The sequence below is a fragment of the Pseudomonas sp. DF5 genome, from assembly GCF_058148225.1.
Genome location: NZ_JBYVYM010000031.1, coordinates 1 through 15,637 on the forward strand (window position 1 = coordinate 1; position 15,637 = coordinate 15,637).

The 15,637-nt window shown below is 58.8% G+C and carries 13 protein-coding genes; 7 read left to right on the plus strand and 6 right to left on the minus strand.

The annotated features are described in order from the left end of the window. Positions 1-34 precede the first annotated feature (34 nt). Entirely contained in the window at positions 35-2,260 is a 2,226-nt protein-coding gene (locus AC30D7_RS24235; RefSeq protein ID WP_490135773.1) for an NADP-dependent isocitrate dehydrogenase, read from the minus strand. 493 nt (positions 2,261-2,753) lie between these two features. Here AC30D7_RS24235 and icd point away from each other — a divergent pair, with 493 nt between their 5' ends. Then, positions 2,754-4,010 carry an NADP-dependent isocitrate dehydrogenase gene (gene icd, locus AC30D7_RS24240; protein ID WP_019580084.1) on the plus strand — a complete coding sequence of 419 codons (1,257 nt, stop codon included), beginning with the start codon at positions 2,754-2,756 and terminating at the stop codon, positions 4,008-4,010. Positions 4,011-4,095: 85 nt separating this feature from the next. Here the strand turns inward: icd and AC30D7_RS24245 are convergent, their stop codons facing one another. Continuing rightward, positions 4,096-4,395 (minus strand): cold shock domain-containing protein, encoded by a 300-nt coding sequence (locus AC30D7_RS24245; RefSeq protein ID WP_490135774.1) that lies wholly within the window; start codon positions 4,393-4,395, stop codon positions 4,096-4,098. Between the two features lie 224 nt (positions 4,396-4,619). Here AC30D7_RS24245 and clpS point away from each other — a divergent pair, with 224 nt between their 5' ends. Beyond that, the gene (clpS, locus tag AC30D7_RS24250; protein WP_015094394.1) at positions 4,620-4,982 is read left to right on the plus strand and encodes an ATP-dependent Clp protease adapter ClpS; all 363 of its coding nucleotides are present in this window, start codon (positions 4,620-4,622) and stop codon (positions 4,980-4,982) included. Positions 4,983-5,012: 30 nt separating this feature from the next. Beyond that, positions 5,013-7,283, plus strand: a complete 2,271-nt coding sequence (gene clpA / locus AC30D7_RS24255) for an ATP-dependent Clp protease ATP-binding subunit ClpA (protein ID WP_018925524.1) — start codon at positions 5,013-5,015, stop codon at positions 7,281-7,283. 257 nt (positions 7,284-7,540) lie between these two features. Here the strand turns inward: clpA and infA are convergent, their stop codons facing one another. From infA to trxB, 4 genes are all read right to left on the minus strand, one after another. Continuing rightward, complete coding sequence (gene infA, locus AC30D7_RS24260) at positions 7,541-7,759, minus strand: translation initiation factor IF-1 (RefSeq protein ID WP_002553999.1); 219 nt, start codon at positions 7,757-7,759, stop codon at positions 7,541-7,543. A gap of 100 nt (positions 7,760-7,859) precedes the next feature. Beyond that, on the minus strand, positions 7,860-8,567 hold the full coding sequence (locus AC30D7_RS24265; RefSeq protein ID WP_490135775.1) for an arginyltransferase: 708 nt from the start codon (positions 8,565-8,567) through the stop codon (positions 7,860-7,862). Between the two features lie 90 nt (positions 8,568-8,657). Next, positions 8,658-9,338, minus strand: a complete 681-nt coding sequence (aat, locus tag AC30D7_RS24270) for a leucyl/phenylalanyl-tRNA--protein transferase (RefSeq protein ID WP_490135776.1) — start codon at positions 9,336-9,338, stop codon at positions 8,658-8,660. 68 nt (positions 9,339-9,406) lie between these two features. Then, the gene (gene trxB / locus AC30D7_RS24275) at positions 9,407-10,366 is read right to left on the minus strand and encodes a thioredoxin-disulfide reductase (RefSeq protein ID WP_490135777.1); all 960 of its coding nucleotides are present in this window, start codon (positions 10,364-10,366) and stop codon (positions 9,407-9,409) included. Positions 10,367-10,673: 307 nt separating this feature from the next. Between trxB and AC30D7_RS24280 the strand changes: the two genes are divergently transcribed. From AC30D7_RS24280 to crcB, 4 genes are all read left to right on the plus strand, one after another. Continuing rightward, on the plus strand, positions 10,674-13,079 hold the full coding sequence (locus AC30D7_RS24280; RefSeq protein WP_019580089.1) for a DNA translocase FtsK: 2,406 nt from the start codon (positions 10,674-10,676) through the stop codon (positions 13,077-13,079). Positions 13,080-13,147: 68 nt separating this feature from the next. Then, on the plus strand, positions 13,148-13,771 hold the full coding sequence (gene lolA, locus AC30D7_RS24285; RefSeq protein ID WP_019580090.1) for an outer membrane lipoprotein periplasmic chaperone LolA: 624 nt from the start codon (positions 13,148-13,150) through the stop codon (positions 13,769-13,771). Positions 13,772-13,928: 157 nt separating this feature from the next. Beyond that, positions 13,929-15,251 (plus strand): replication-associated recombination protein A, encoded by a 1,323-nt coding sequence (locus AC30D7_RS24290; protein ID WP_007941126.1) that lies wholly within the window; start codon positions 13,929-13,931, stop codon positions 15,249-15,251. Continuing rightward, a complete protein-coding gene (crcB, locus tag AC30D7_RS24295; RefSeq protein WP_007941127.1) occupies positions 15,251-15,625 on the plus strand; it encodes a fluoride efflux transporter CrcB in 375 nt (124 codons plus the stop codon). Before AC30D7_RS24290 ends, crcB begins: the two co-directional genes overlap by 1 nt. Positions 15,626-15,637 lie beyond the last annotated feature (12 nt).

Sequence of the window (15,637 nt, forward strand, 5' to 3'; positions counted from 1 at the left end):
ACATGGCCGGGATTTGTGATGTTCCCTTACAACCTTAAACCAACGCAGCGATCGCGGCGTTGAAGGTTGCGCTCGGGCGCATGGCCTGGCTGATCAGCTCGGCATTGGCGTGGTAGTAACCGCCGATGTCCACTGGCTTGCCCTGAACGGCGTTGAGCTCGGCAACGATGGTTGCTTCGTTCGCGGTCAGGGTTTTGGCCAGTTCGCCGAACTGCGCTTGCAGTGCAGCGTCTTCAGTCTGGGCGGCCAGGGCTTGAGCCCAGTACAGCGCCAGGTAGAAGTGGCTGCCGCGGTTGTCGATGTTGCCGACTTTACGCGATGGCGACTTGTTGTTGTCCAGGAACTGGCCAGTGGCCTGATCCAGGGTCTTGGCCAGCACCAGCGCTTTAGGGTTGTTGTACGTCACACCCAGATGCTCGAGGGAGGCGGCCAGGGCCAGGAACTCGCCCAGGGAATCCCAGCGCAGGAAGTTTTCTTCCAGCAGCTGTTGAACGTGCTTCGGTGCCGAACCGCCAGCGCCGGTTTCGAACAGACCGCCGCCATTCATCAGCGGAACGATCGACAGCATCTTGGCGCTGGTGCCCAGTTCCATGATCGGGAACAGGTCAGTCAGGTAGTCGCGCAATACGTTGCCGGTCACCGAAATGGTGTCGAGGCCGGAGCGAGTGCGCTCCAGGGTGAACTTCATCGCGTCGACTGGCGACATGATGCGGATGTCCAGGCCGGAAGTGTCGTGATCCTTCAGGTAGGCCTGAACTTTCTCGATCACTACGCCGTCGTGGGCGCGCATTGGGTCCAGCCAGAAAATCGCTGGAGTGCTGCTTGCGCGAGCGCGGTTGACGGCCAGTTTGACCCAGTCCTGGATCGGCGCGTCTTTGGTCTGGCACATGCGGAAGATGTCGCCGGCTTCAACCGACTGTTCCAGCAGCAGGGAGCCTTTGCTGTCGGTGACACGAACAACGCCGTTGGCCTTGATCTGAAACGTCTTGTCGTGCGAGCCGTACTCTTCGGCTTTTTTCGCCATCAGGCCAACGTTTGGCACGCTGCCCATGGTGGTCGGATCGAAGGCGCCGTTTGCCTTGCAGTCTTCGATCACCGCCTGGTAGATGGTGGCGTAGCAGCGATCCGGGATCACCGCCTTGGTGTCGTGCAGCTGGCCGTCGGTGCCCCACATTTTGCCGGAGTCACGGATCATGGCCGGCATCGAGGCGTCGACGATGACGTCGCTCGGCACGTGCAGGTTGGTGATGCCTTTGTCGGAGTTGACCATGGCCAACGACGGACGAACGGCGTAGACCGCCTGGATGTCCGCTTCGATCTGCGCTTGTTGATCGCTAGGCAAGGCCTTGATGCGAGCGTACAGGTCGCCGATGCCGTTGTTCAGGTTGAAGCCGATTTGCGCCAGCACGTCAGCGTGCTTGGCCAGGGCATCTTTATAGAACTCGGCAACGATCTGGCCGAACATGATCGGGTCGGAGACCTTCATCATGGTGGCTTTGAGGTGAACCGACAGCAGTACACCTTTTGCCTTGGCGTCTTCGATCTCGGCGGCGATGAAGCTGCGCAGCGCGTTTTTGCTCATGACCGCGCAATCGAGGATCTCACCGGCTTGTACGGTGGTTTTTTCCTTCAGGACGGTGGTGGTGCCGTCTTGAGCGATCAGTTCGATTTTAACGGCGTCAGCGGCGTCGATCAGGGCAGCTTTTTCGCTGCCGTAGAAATCGCCGGTGCTCATGTGGGCTACGTGGGACTTGGAGTCCTTGGCCCAGGCGCCCATTTTGTGCGGGTGCTTGCGCGCATAGTTCTTGACCGACAGTGGTGCACGACGATCGGAGTTGCCTTCGCGCAGAACCGGGTTTACGGCGCTGCCCTTGATCTTGTCGTAGCGGGCCTTGGCTTCTTTGTCGGCGTCGCTGGTCACGGTTTCCGGGTAGTCCGGCAGTGCATAGCCCTGGGCTTGCAGCTCTTTGATCGCGGCTTGCAGTTGCGGAACCGAAGCGCTGATGTTCGGCAGCTTGATGATGTTGGCTTCAGGTGTAACGGCCAGGTCGCCCAGTTCGGCGAGGTGGTCGGCTACCGCTTTGTCACCCAATTGCTCGGGGAAGCTGGCCAGAATGCGCCCTGCAAGAGAGATATCGCGGGTTTCAACGGCGATATCAGCGGAGGCGGTGAAGGCCTCTACGATAGGCAACAGTGAATAGGTGGCGAGGGCTGGGGCTTCGTCGGTGAAGGTATAGATGATCTTCGAGCGGGTGGGCATATTCGGATTAACTCTCTCTTCTTTGCTAAAGCGTGCACAGAAACTCGAGGGGCGCCGGGTAAGCGCGTTCGTTCAAAGTCATCCATGAGCCGAATGTCGAGGTTTCTTTGCTGTGATGTTGGGTGCATCGGTCGAGCGTCAAGCGGGTGGATTGCGGTAACAATCCTGCTTTTTCGGGCCCGGAGTCTCGTAATAGAGAGATCGGCCGTCGTGACTCTGTGGTCAGCGGCGGCATTATACATAGGTAGCTGGCAATCTGCCGATGGTTCATATGCAACGATTCTCGTCCATTGGTCTAAAGGTCGCAGGCAGGCGTGGGGAGTAGCCTTGTATGGCGTGCTTGAGTTTGGCGCTTTTCCCTTTACTTTCAGGCTTGTACGTCACGAACTGTGCAGCTTCGCGGAAGATGGACGGAACATAGGGTTTGCGCGCCGATTCAACTGGGGTACGCTCGGACGAAGCCAGATGTTCAATCCAAACAATGGAGTTCAGCATGGGATACAAGAAGATTCAGGTTCCAGCCGTCGGCGAAAAAATTACCGTCAACGCGGACCATTCTCTCAATGTTCCTAACAACCCGATCATTCCCTTCATTGAAGGCGATGGTATTGGTGTTGATATCAGCCCGGTCATGATCAAGGTTGTCGATGCTGCTGTTAAGAAGGCTTACGGCGGCGAGCGCAAAATTTCCTGGATGGAAGTCTACGCCGGGGAGAAAGCGACTCAGGTTTACGATCAGGACACCTGGCTGCCTCAGGAAACCCTGGACGCAGTCAAGGATTACGTGGTTTCCATCAAGGGCCCTCTGACCACGCCGGTCGGCGGTGGCATCCGTTCCCTGAACGTGGCGCTGCGCCAGCAACTCGACCTGTATGTGTGCCTGCGTCCAGTGCGCTGGTTCGAAGGCGTGCCGAGTCCGGTCAAGAAGCCAGGCGACGTCGACATGACCATCTTCCGCGAAAACTCGGAAGACATTTATGCCGGTATCGAATGGAAGGCTGGTTCGCCGGAAGCGACCAAGGTCATCAAGTTCCTTAAAGAAGAAATGGGCGTCACCAAGATCCGTTTCGACCAGAATTGCGGTATCGGCGTCAAGCCGGTTTCCCTGGAAGGCACCAAGCGTCTGGCGCGCAAGGCCCTGCAGTATGTGGTCGACAATGACCGCGACTCGCTGACCATCGTGCACAAAGGCAACATCATGAAGTTCACCGAAGGTGCCTTCAAGGAATGGGCCTACGAAGTGGCTGCCGAAGAATTCGGCGCGACCCTGCTCGATGGCGGTCCGTGGATGCAGTTCAAAAACCCGAAAACCGGCAAGAACGTCATCGTCAAGGACGCCATCGCCGACGCCATGCTTCAGCAGATCCTGCTGCGTCCGGCCGAGTACGATGTGATCGCCACCCTGAACCTCAACGGTGACTACCTCTCCGACGCCCTGGCGGCGGAAGTGGGCGGTATCGGTATTGCGCCGGGTGCGAACCTGTCCGACACCGTGGCCATGTTCGAAGCCACCCACGGCACCGCGCCGAAGTACGCCGGCAAGGACCAGGTCAACCCGGGTTCGTTGATTCTGTCCGCTGAAATGATGCTGCGTCACATGGGCTGGACCGAAGCGGCCGATCTGATCATCAAGGGCACCAATGGCGCCATTGGTGCGAAAACCGTGACCTACGACTTCGAGCGTCTGATGGACGGTGCCAAACTGGTGTCGTCTTCGGGCTTCGGTGATGCGCTGATCTCGCACATGTAAGCGAAGAGCGGCTGCAATAAAACCGCCCGGTTCGAGTGATCGAGTCGGGCGGTTTTTTATGACTGGATGCCTTGGGTGGTATGAATCAGCTCACGGCTTTGGCGTGGCTGCTGGTAGCGGCTGCTGCAGCTGCGGCTGCGGCTACTGCATCAATGGTCACTTTGTCCGTAATGTTGACGGCATGCAGCCCCTTGGGGCCTTGAACAATGTCAAAGTATACGGCTTGCCCGGCCTTGAGGGTCTTGTATCCCTCCATATCAATGGCTGAGTAGTGGGCAAAGAAATCGATTTCTTTTCCGTCCTCGTCACGACCTTCTCTGGTGTCGGTATTAATGAAACCGAACCCCTTGGCATTGTTGAACCATTTCACCTTACCAACTGACATACCCATATCCCTCTGCAACAGACTCCATCACTGGAGTATCATCCAGTTCATCCGCAGTCTAATCTTGTAAATAGATTGACTCCGCGGACCTTTTTTACCCACTGTGGGCTCTATTGGTTGTAACACCGATTTTCCGATAGTCAAGGTGACCGGGCAGTCGGAGTTGAAATCGTCGATGGCCGCCCCCACCACTGTATTTGCACAACTGACGAACCTTTCTTTCCATGCATGCAATCAGCCAGATTCGACTAACATTCAATCAGGATCGCCCTGATTTACACGACGACGATTCCGCAGGCATTGCTGTTCAGGAGGCTAAGCCTGCTTTACAGGCGCCGCCTATGTACAAGGTGGTTTTGTTCAACGATGACTACACACCGATGGATTTCGTCGTCGAAGTGCTCGAGGTGTTTTTTAACCTGAATCGCGAGCTGGCGACCAAGGTCATGCTGGCCGTTCATACAGAAGGACGGGCAGTATGTGGAGTGTTTACCCGCGACATCGCCGAGACCAAGGCCATGCAGGTCAACCAGTACGCCAGGGAAAGCCAGCATCCGCTACTCTGTGAAATCGAGAAGGACGGTTAATCGCCGACCACTTGGGTATGAGGTGAAGCTATGTTAAACCGCGAGCTCGAAGTCACCCTCAATCTAGCCTTCAAGGAGGCTCGTTCGAAGCGTCATGAATTCATGACCGTCGAACACCTGCTGCTGGCCCTATTGGATAATGAGGCTGCCGCTACCGTTTTGCGTGCCTGCGGCGCAAACCTCGACAAACTCAAGCATGACCTGCAGGAGTTCATCGACTCCACCACGCCATTGATCCCCTTGCATGACGAGGATCGCGAAACCCAGCCAACCCTGGGCTTCCAGCGTGTACTGCAACGTGCTGTCTTTCACGTACAGAGCTCGGGCAAACGCGAAGTGACTGGCGCCAACGTGCTGGTCGCGATCTTCAGTGAGCAAGAGAGTCAGGCAGTGTTTCTGCTGAAACAGCAGAGCGTTGCGCGCATCGATGTCGTCAACTACATCGCCCATGGCATTTCCAAAGTGCCGGGGCATGGCGATCACTCTGAAGGTGAACAAGATATGCAGGACGACGAGGGCGGTGAGTCTTCTTCTTCAGGCAATCCTCTGGATGCTTATGCCAGCAATCTCAACGAGCTCGCGCGCCAGGGTCGTATCGATCCATTGGTAGGTCGTGAGCTCGAAGTCGAGCGCGTCGCGCAGATCCTGGCGCGTCGTCGCAAAAACAATCCGCTGCTGGTGGGCGAGGCGGGCGTGGGTAAAACCGCGATTGCCGAAGGCCTGGCCAAACGCATTGTCGATAACCAGGTGCCGGATCTGCTGGCCAACAGCGTGGTGTATTCCCTCGATCTGGGGGCCTTGCTGGCCGGAACCAAATACCGCGGCGATTTCGAGAAGCGCTTCAAGGCGTTGCTCAATGAGCTGAAAAAACGTCCGCAGGCGATCCTGTTCATCGACGAGATCCACACCATCATCGGTGCGGGCGCTGCGTCCGGTGGTGTCATGGATGCCTCGAACCTGCTCAAGCCGTTGTTGTCTTCGGGCGATATTCGCTGCATCGGTTCGACCACGTTCCAGGAGTTCCGCGGGATCTTCGAGAAGGACCGTGCCTTGGCCCGGCGCTTCCAGAAGGTCGATGTGTCGGAGCCTTCGGTGGAAGACACCATCGGTATCCTGCGTGGCCTGAAAGGGCGTTTCGAGCTCCATCACAACATTGAATACAGTGATGAAGCCCTGCGCGCCGCTGCCGAACTGGCGTCGCGTTACATCAATGACCGGCACATGCCGGACAAGGCCATCGATGTCATCGACGAGGCGGGCGCCTATCAGCGTCTGCAGCCAGTCGAGAAGCGCGTGAAGCGCATCGAAGTACCTCAGGTCGAGGACATCGTTGCGAAAATCGCGCGAATTCCGCCAAAACACGTCACCAGCTCCGACAAAGAGCTGCTGCGTAACCTTGAGCGTGACCTGAAGCTCACGGTATTCGGCCAGGATGCGGCGATCGACTCACTGTCGACCGCGATCAAACTGTCCCGTGCCGGCCTCAAGTCGCCTGACAAGCCCGTCGGTTCGTTCCTGTTCGCAGGCCCGACCGGCGTCGGTAAAACCGAAGCTGCGCGTCAGCTGGCCAAGGCGTTGGGGGTTGAGCTGGTTCGCTTTGACATGTCCGAGTACATGGAGCGCCACACCGTATCGCGTCTGATCGGTGCGCCTCCAGGCTATGTCGGGTTCGACCAGGGTGGCCTGCTGACCGAAGCCATCACCAAACAGCCTCACTGCGTGTTGTTGCTCGATGAAATCGAGAAGGCGCATCCGGAAGTCTTCAACCTGCTGTTGCAGGTGATGGACCACGGTACGCTGACCGATAACAACGGGCGCAAGGCGGATTTCCGTAACGTGATCGTCATCATGACGACCAACGCCGGTGCCGAGACTGCAGCGCGTGCTTCGATCGGTTTCACCTATCAGGACCACTCGTCCGATGCGATGGAAGTGATCAAGAAGAGCTTCACGCCGGAGTTCCGCAACCGTCTGGACACCATCATCCAGTTTGGTCGCCTCAGCCATGAGGTCATCAAGAGTGTGGTGGACAAGTTCCTTACCGAACTTCAGGCGCAGCTGGAAGACAAGCGTGTGCTGCTGGAAGTCACCGATGCTGCTCGCAGCTGGCTGGCGGCCGGTGGTTACGACGTGACCATGGGCGCTCGACCAATGGCGCGCTTGATCCAGGACAAGATCAAGCGTCCACTGGCGGAGGAGATTCTCTTTGGTGAACTGGCCGAGCATGGCGGTGTGGTGCACATCGACATCAAGGACGGCGAGCTGACCTTCGAGTTCGAGACCACGGCTGAAATGGCCTGACGTTAACTGCAACAAAGCAAAAGGCGCCGAAAGGCGCCTTTTTGCTGTCTGGTCGATTTCAAGCGATAAACACAAAACCCTGTGGGAGCGGGCTTGCCCGCGAAGGCGGCGGCACATTCAGCATCCAAGTAAGCAGACCCACCGCTATCGCGGGCAAGCCCGCTCCCACAGGATCTGTGCAATGGCTCGAAATGTGGCAGCTAATTCCCACACAAACAAAAACGCCCGGCATAGCCGGGCGTTTTGTATTGACTTGATTAGCGAGCGCGGTAGGTGATGCGCCCTTTGCTCAAGTCATAGGGCGTCAGCTCGACGCGCACTTTGTCGCCGGTAAGAATACGAATGTAGTTCTTGCGCATCTTGCCGGAGATATGCGCGGTTACGACGTGCCCATTTTCCAACTCCACACGAAACATGGTGTTGGGCAGGGTGTCGACGACAGTGCCTTCCATTTCGAAGCTGTCTTCTTTCGACATGCAGTAAAGCCCTCGGTGTCCAATGAATGGCCCGGTGCAACTGCGCCAGGCAAAAGCGGCGTGCATTGTGCCCGAAAAGTGGGGTTTAAGCCAAGAGGTTCTAGCTCAGGATGACCCAACGTTGATTAATCAGCAGTTCGATAGGGCGATATTGGGTCTTGTAGCTCATTTTTTTGCAGTTTTTGATCCAGTAGCCGAGATAGACCGCTTCCAGCCCCAGGCGCTGGGCTTCGGCAATTTGCCAGAGAATCGCGTAACGCCCCAGGCTGCGACGCTCCTCGTTGGGCTCGTAGAAGGTGTAGACCGCTGACAGACCGTTGGGCAGCAAGTCGGTGACGGCCACCGCCACCAGTCGGCCTTCGAGGCGAAATTCGTAGAAGCGGGAGAACGGCAGGTCACGGACCAGGAAGGTCGAGAACTGGTCGCGACTCGGCGGATACATATCGCCGTCGGCGTGGCGTTGTTCGATGTAGCGCTGATAGAGGTCGAAATACTCCTCGCTGAACTTGGGCCGGGCCGGGCGTACCTGCAAGTCGGCATTGCGTTTGAGAATGCGTTTCTGCTGACGGTTGGGGGTAAATTGCGCCACCGGAATGCGCGCCGGTACGCACGCATTGCAATTCTGGCAATGGGGCCGGTAGAGATGATCGCCACTGCGACGAAAGCCCATTTCCGACAGATCTGCGTAGACATGCACATCCATGGGCTGACTGGGATCGAGGAACAGCGTAGTGGCCTGCTCCTCGGGCAGATAACTGCAAGAGTGGGGCTGAGTGGCATAGAACTTCAAACGCGCCAACTCGGTCATGATCAACCCTCGGGATAAACTTTTTGATAAGGGGCAGCGTTCTCAAATCGCTTCCCCGCATTAAGTGTAAGCCACGCGCGCCAATGTCGCTCAGCAAACCCAGGTGGCACGACTGGGTTGATCCAGGTGCTGCGCCAGGTAGCCGGCAAACTCGCTGCGGGGAATCGCTCGGGCGCCCAGGCTGTGCAGATGATCGGTGGGCATCTGGCAGTCGATCAGCACAAAACCCGAGTCTTTCAAGTGTCGCACCAGCGTGGCAAAGCCGTATTTGGAGGCATTGTCGGCGCGGCTGAACATCGACTCGCCGAAAAACAGCTGCCCCATCGCCAGGCCGTAGAGCCCGCCGACCAGCACGCCGTCGTCCCAGACCTCCACCGAATGGGCGTAGCCGCGCCTGTGCAGCTCGACGTAAGCGTCCTGCATCGCTTGAGTGATCCAGGTGCCGTCGGCGTACTCGCGCGGTGCGGCGCAGGCGCGGATGACCGCGGAAAAATCCCGATCGAAGGTCACTTGATAGCGTTGTTGACGCAGCAGTTTGTTCAGGCTGCGGGAGACATGCAGTTCGTCGGGAAACAGCACCGTGCGCGGATCCGGCGACCACCAGAGAATCGGTTGGCCTTCCGAGAACCACGGGAAGCAGCCATGGCGATACGCCTGAATCAGACGGTCGGCGGACAGATCGCCGCCCGCGGCCAGCAACCCGTTGGGGTCGCGCATGGCTTTTTCCAGGGGCGGAAAGGTCAGGGTGTTGCGTTGTAACCAAGTCAGCATGGCATCCGGGCTTGCAGAAGGGGAGGGCAGTGGCGGGCCGTTGAGCCCGCCTGCTAGAAGGTTAACCGTCAAACGCCGGGAATGTCATCGAGATACTTTTCGGCGTCCAGCGCGGCCATGCAACCGGCTCCGGCGGACGTCACCGCCTGGCGGTAAACGTGGTCGGCCACATCGCCTGCAGCGAACACGCCCTGGATGGCGGTGGCGGTGGCGTCGCCTTCGCTGCCGCCCTTGACCAGCAGGTAGCCGTTGCGCATCTGCAGCTGGCCCTGGAACAGGTCGGTGTTGGGTTTGTGGCCGATGGCGATGAACACACCGGCCAGCGACAGTTCACGGGTTTCGCCGGTATGGCTGTGGCGCAAGCGGGCGCCGGTCACGCCGCTGGCGTCGCCCAATATTTCGTCCAGGTTCTGGTTCCAGTGCAGGCGGATATTGCCATTGGCGGCTTTTTCGAAGAGCTTGTCCTGCAGGATCTTCTCCGAGCGCAGTTTGTCGCGCCGGTGAATCAGATGAACTTCCTTGGCGATGTTCGACAGGTACAGGGCTTCTTCCACCGCGGTGTTGCCGCCGCCGACCACTGCGACCACCTGGTTGCGATAGAAGAAACCATCGCAGGTGGCGCAGGCCGAAACCCCTTTGCCGGCAAAGGCTTCTTCCGATGGCAGCCCCAGGTATTGGGCCGAAGCGCCGGTGGCGATAATCAGTGCATCACAGGTGTAGGTGCCGCTGTCGCCGATGAGCTCGAACGGGCGCTGTTGCAACTTGGCGGTATGGATGTGGTCGTAAACGATCTCGGTGTCGAAGCGTTCGGCGTGTTTCTGCATGCGTTCCATCAGCACCGGGCCGGTCAGGCCTTCGACGTCGCCGGGCCAGTTGTCGACTTCGACGGTGGTGGTCAGCTGGCCACCTGCCTGTATGCCGGTAATGACAACGGGTTTGAGGTTGGCGCGAGCGGCATAAACGGCTGCGCTGTAACCGGCAGGGCCGGAACCCAGAATGATCAGGCGGGAATGCTTCGCTTCACTCATAAAAACACCTCATAAGCCTTTGTCACAAAAGAGAATGCATGCTCAAATTGGACTGCGCGTATCGTGCTGTCGGCTATGCTGGAGCCAAGGCGCTCAAGCATGGCATCGGGCGAACAAACCCGTACAATGCCTGCTTGTAACAGTGTTTGTATCAAAAAAGCGTCGTATGCCGTATTTCGAAAAACCGAGGCACAGTGTTAAAAGTAGTCCCGGTTGCGCCTGTTAACTTTTTTACCTGCCTGGATTGGGCAGTTTTTTATAGTCATTCAACAGATGGACGCGCCCAGGGCGCAGGAAAAGAAGCGTTTTGAAGAAATCCACCGCAGCACCTAAAACAGTCGTTCCGCTCTGGCGCCAGCAATTGCACTACCGGCTCAAGGAAGGTGCATTGATCGCCATAGGCGCCTTGTGCCTGTTCCTGATGATGGCCTTGTTGACCTATGGCAAGGACGATCCGGGCTGGAGTCATAACAGCAAAATCGACGATGTACAGAACTTCGGCGGGCCTGCCGGCTCTTACAGCGCCGACATCCTGTTCATGGTCCTGGGTTACTTCGCCTACATTTTCCCGCTATTGCTGGCGATCAAGGCCTATCAGATCTTCCGCCAGCGCCACGAGCCGTGGCAGTGGAGCGGCTGGCTGTTTTCCTGGCGCCTGATCGGCCTGGTGTTTCTGGTGCTGTCGGGCGCTGCGCTGGCCCATATCCATTTTCATGCGGCGACCGGTCTGCCGGCCGGCGCTGGCGGCGCGTTGGGTGAAAGCCTTGGCGATCTGGCGAAGAATGCACTGAACATCCAGGGCAGCACGCTGTTGTTCATCGCGCTGTTCCTGTTCGGCCTGACGGTATTCACCGACCTGTCATGGTTCAAGGTGATGGACGTCACCGGCAAGATCACCCTCGATTTGTTCGAACTGTTTCAGGGCGCGGCCAATCGCTGGTGGGCGGCCCGTACCGAACGTAAGCAACTGGTCGCCCAGCTGCGTGAAGTCGACGATCGCGTGCATGACGTAGTGGCGCCAACCGTGACCGACAAACGTGAGCAAGCCAAGGTCAAGGAACGCCTGATCGAGCGCGAGCAGGCCCTGAGCAAGCACATGTCCGAGCGCGAAAAGCAGGTGCCGCCGGTGATTGCTCCCGCGCCGCCCAAACCGGCCGCTCCGAGCAAGCGCGTGGAAAAAGAGAAACAAGCGCCGTTGTTCGTCGACAGCGCCGTGGAAGGCACCTTGCCGCCGATCTCGATTCTCGACCCGGCGGAAAAGAAACAACTCAATTATTCGCCTGAATCCCTGGCGGCCGTCGGCCACTTGCTGGAAATCAAGCTCAAGGAATTCGGCGTCGAAGTCTCGGTAGACTCGATTCACCCGGGCCCGGTCATTACCCGTTACGAAATCCAGCCTGCCGCAGGGGTGAAAGTCAGCCGCATCGCCAACCTGGCGAAAGACCTGGCCCGTTCCCTGGCCGTGACCAGCGTGCGCGTGGTGGAAGTGATTCCGGGCAAGACCACGGTCGGTATCGAGATCCCTAACGAAGACCGGCAGATCGTGCGGTTCTCCGAGGTCTTGTCGACCCCCGAGTACGATAACTTCAAGTCTCCGGTCACCCTGGCCCTGGGTCATGACATCGGCGGCAAACCGGTCATCACTGACCTGGCGAAAATGCCGCACTTGCTGGTGGCCGGTACGACCGGTTCCGGTAAGTCGGTGGGTGTGAACGCGATGATCCTGTCGATTCTGTTCAAGTCGGGCCCTGAAGACGCCAAGCTGATCATGATCGACCCGAAAATGCTTGAGCTGTCGATCTACGAAGGCATCCCGCACCTGCTGTGCCCGGTGGTCACCGACATGAAGGATGCCGCCAACGCCTTGCGCTGGAGCGTCGCCGAAATGGAACGGCGCTACAAACTGATGGCGAAGATGGGCGTGCGTAACCTGTCGGGCTTCAACGCCAAGGTCAAGGAAGCCCAGGACGCCGGCGAGCCGTTGAGCGATCCGCTGTACAAGCGCGAAAGCATCCACGACGAGGCGCCGCTGCTGCAGAAGCTGCCGACCATCGTCGTGGTGGTCGACGAATTCGCCGACATGATGATGATCGTCGGCAAGAAGGTTGAAGAACTGATCGCCCGAATCGCCCAGAAGGCGCGTGCGGCGGGTATTCACTTGATCCTCGCGACCCAGCGTCCGTCGGTGGATGTGATCACCGGTCTGATCAAGGCGAACATCCCGACCCGTATGGCGTTCCAGGTATCGAGCAAGATCGATTCGCGGACCATCATCGACCAGGGCGGTGCCGAACAACTGCTGGGCCACGGTGATATGTTGTACATGCCGCCGGGCACCAGCCTGCCGATTCGTGTTCACGGCGCATTCGTGTCCGATGACGAGGTGCACCGGGTGGTTGAAGCCTGGAAATTGCGCGGCGCGCCGGAATACAACGATGACATCCTCGCCGGTGTCGAAGAGGCCGGTAGCGGCTTTGAAAACGGCGGCGGTGGTGGTGAAGATGATGCCGAAACCGACGCGCTCTACGACGAAGCGGTGCAGTTCGTCCTGGAAAGCCGTCGCGCGTCCATCTCCGCGGTTCAGCGCAAGCTGAAAATCGGCTACAACCGCGCGGCGCGTATGATCGAAGCCATGGAAATGGCCGGGGTCGTGACGTCCATGAACACCAACGGTTCGCGTGAAGTCCTGGCCCCTGGCCCGGTGCGCGACTGATCCGGTTTTGAAAGGGGCGGCGTCTTGAGGCGCTGCCCGCACTCCCACGAATGTTTATGAGGACTCCCATGCGTCTTATCCGCATGCTGTTGCTGCCGGTACTGGCTCTGACCACGCTCTCGGCCCACGCCGACGACAAGGACGTGGCGCGTCTGACTCAACTGCTGGAAAAATCCCAGACCCTGACCGCGCACTTCTCTCAGCTGACCCTCGACGGCAGCGGCACCCAGTTACAAGAAACTGCGGGTGAAATGTCCTTGCAGCGCCCGGGCCTGTTCTACTGGCACACCAACGCGCCGGCCGAGCAAACCATGGTCTCGGACGGTAAGAAAGTGACCCTGTGGGACCCGGATCTGGAACAGGCCACCATCAAGACCCTCGACCAGCGCCTGACCCAGACCCCGGCGTTGCTGCTGTCCGGTGACGTGTCCAAGATCAGCCAGAGCTTCGACATCAGCGCCAAGGAAGCCGGCGGCGTGATCGACTTCACCCTGAAGCCGAAAACCAAGGACACCCTGTTCGACAGCCTGCGCCTGTCGTTCCGCAATGGTCTGGTCAATGATATGCAGATGATCGACAGCGTCGGCCAGCGCACCAACATCCTGTTCACCGGCGTGAAGGCCAACGAGCCGATCCCGGCCTCCAAATTCAAGTTCGACATTCCCAAGGGTGCCGATGTGATCCAGGAGTAAGACGCATAACCAGTGGGAGCGGGCTTGCTCGCGAAGAGGGAGTGTCAGTCACCATCAATGTTATCTGACACACCGCATTCGTGAGCAAGCCCACTCCCACAGGGATCAGTGGTGTTCAGATTATTGACTGATAGGCAGTGAGGTTTCGCAAGTAGTGATGGACCTGTTTCGCAGCGCCCCGATTGCTCAGCCCCTGGCCGCCCGTTTGCGTGCGGCCAATCTGGACGAGTACGTCGGTCAGGAACATGTGCTCGCTCGCGGCAAGCCTTTGCGCGAAGCCTTGGAGCAGGGCGCCCTGCACTCGATGATTTTCTGGGGGCCACCGGGCGTGGGTAAAACCACCCTGGCGCGGCTGCTGGCGGAAGTCTCCGATGCGCACTTCGAAACGGTTTCGGCGGTGCTGGCCGGGGTCAAAGAGATTCGTCAGGCGGTGGAAGTCGCCAAGCAGCAGGCCGGGCAGTACGGTAAACGCACCATCCTGTTCGTTGATGAAGTGCATCGCTTCAACAAGTCCCAGCAGGATGCGTTCCTGCCGTACGTTGAAGACGGCACGCTGATTTTCATCGGCGCGACCACGGAAAACCCCTCGTTCGAACTCAACAACGCGCTGCTGTCCCGGGCGCGTGTCTATGTGCTCAAAAGCCTCGACGAAGCCGCCCTGCGCAAGCTGGTGCATCGCGCGCTGACCGAAGAGCGCGGGCTGGGCAAGCGGCAACTGACCCTCAGCGACGAGGGCTTCCAGATGCTGCTGTCCGCCGCCGATGGCGATGGCCGGCGTTTGCTTAACCTGCTGGAAAACGCCTCGGACCTGGCCGAAGACCACAGCGAAATCGGCGTCGACCTGCTGCAAAGTCTGCTCGGCGACACCCGTCGACGTTTCGACAAGGGCGGCGAAGCCTTCTACGACCAGATATCCGCGCTGCATAAATCGGTACGCGGTTCCAACCCCGATGGCGCGCTGTACTGGTTCGCGCGAATGATCGACGGCGGCTGCGACCCGCTGTACCTGGCCCGACGCGTAGTGCGCATGGCCAGCGAAGACATCGGCAATGCCGACCCCCGCGCCCTGAGCCTGTGCCTGGCGGCGTGGGAAGTGCAGGAGCGCCTCGGTAGCCCCGAAGGCGAACTGGCGGTGGCCCAGGCCATTACGTATCTGGCTTGCGCGCCAAAAAGCAACGCGGTGTACATGGGCTTCAAGGCCGCGATGCGCAGCGCTACCGAACACGGTTCGCTGGAAGTGCCGCTGCACCTGCGCAATGCGCCGACCAAGTTGATGAAGCAATTGGGTTATGGCGATGAATATCGTTACGCCCACGATGAACCGGATGCCTACGCCGCTGGCGAAGATTACTTCCCGGATGAGTTGGAGCCACAACGGTTCTATCAACCCGTGCCTCGCGGCCTGGAGCTGAAGATCGGCGAAAAGCTCAACCACCTCGCGCAGCTTGACCGTCTAAGCCCCCGACAGCGGAGAAAATAGTGATTCCCTTGATCGTTGCGGTTTCTGTCGGCGGTGTCGCCGGTACGCTGTTGCGCTTCGCCACCGGTAACTGGATCAACGCGAATTGGCCGCGGCACTTCTATACCGCGACGCTGGCCGTTAATATCGTGGGCTGTTTGCTGATCGGCGTTCTATACGGCCTGTTTTTGATTCGCCCGGAGGTATCGTTTGCGGTACGCGCCGGGTTGATCGTTGGCTTCCTCGGGGGGCTTACGACTTTTTCATCCTTTTCACTGGATACGGTGCGCCTGCTGGAAACCGGGCAAGTGCCGCTGGCCTTGGGCTATGCGGCCATCAGCGTATTCGGCGGGCTGCTCGCCACCTGGGCTGGCCTGTCCTTGACCAAACTTTGATAACGAGAAACC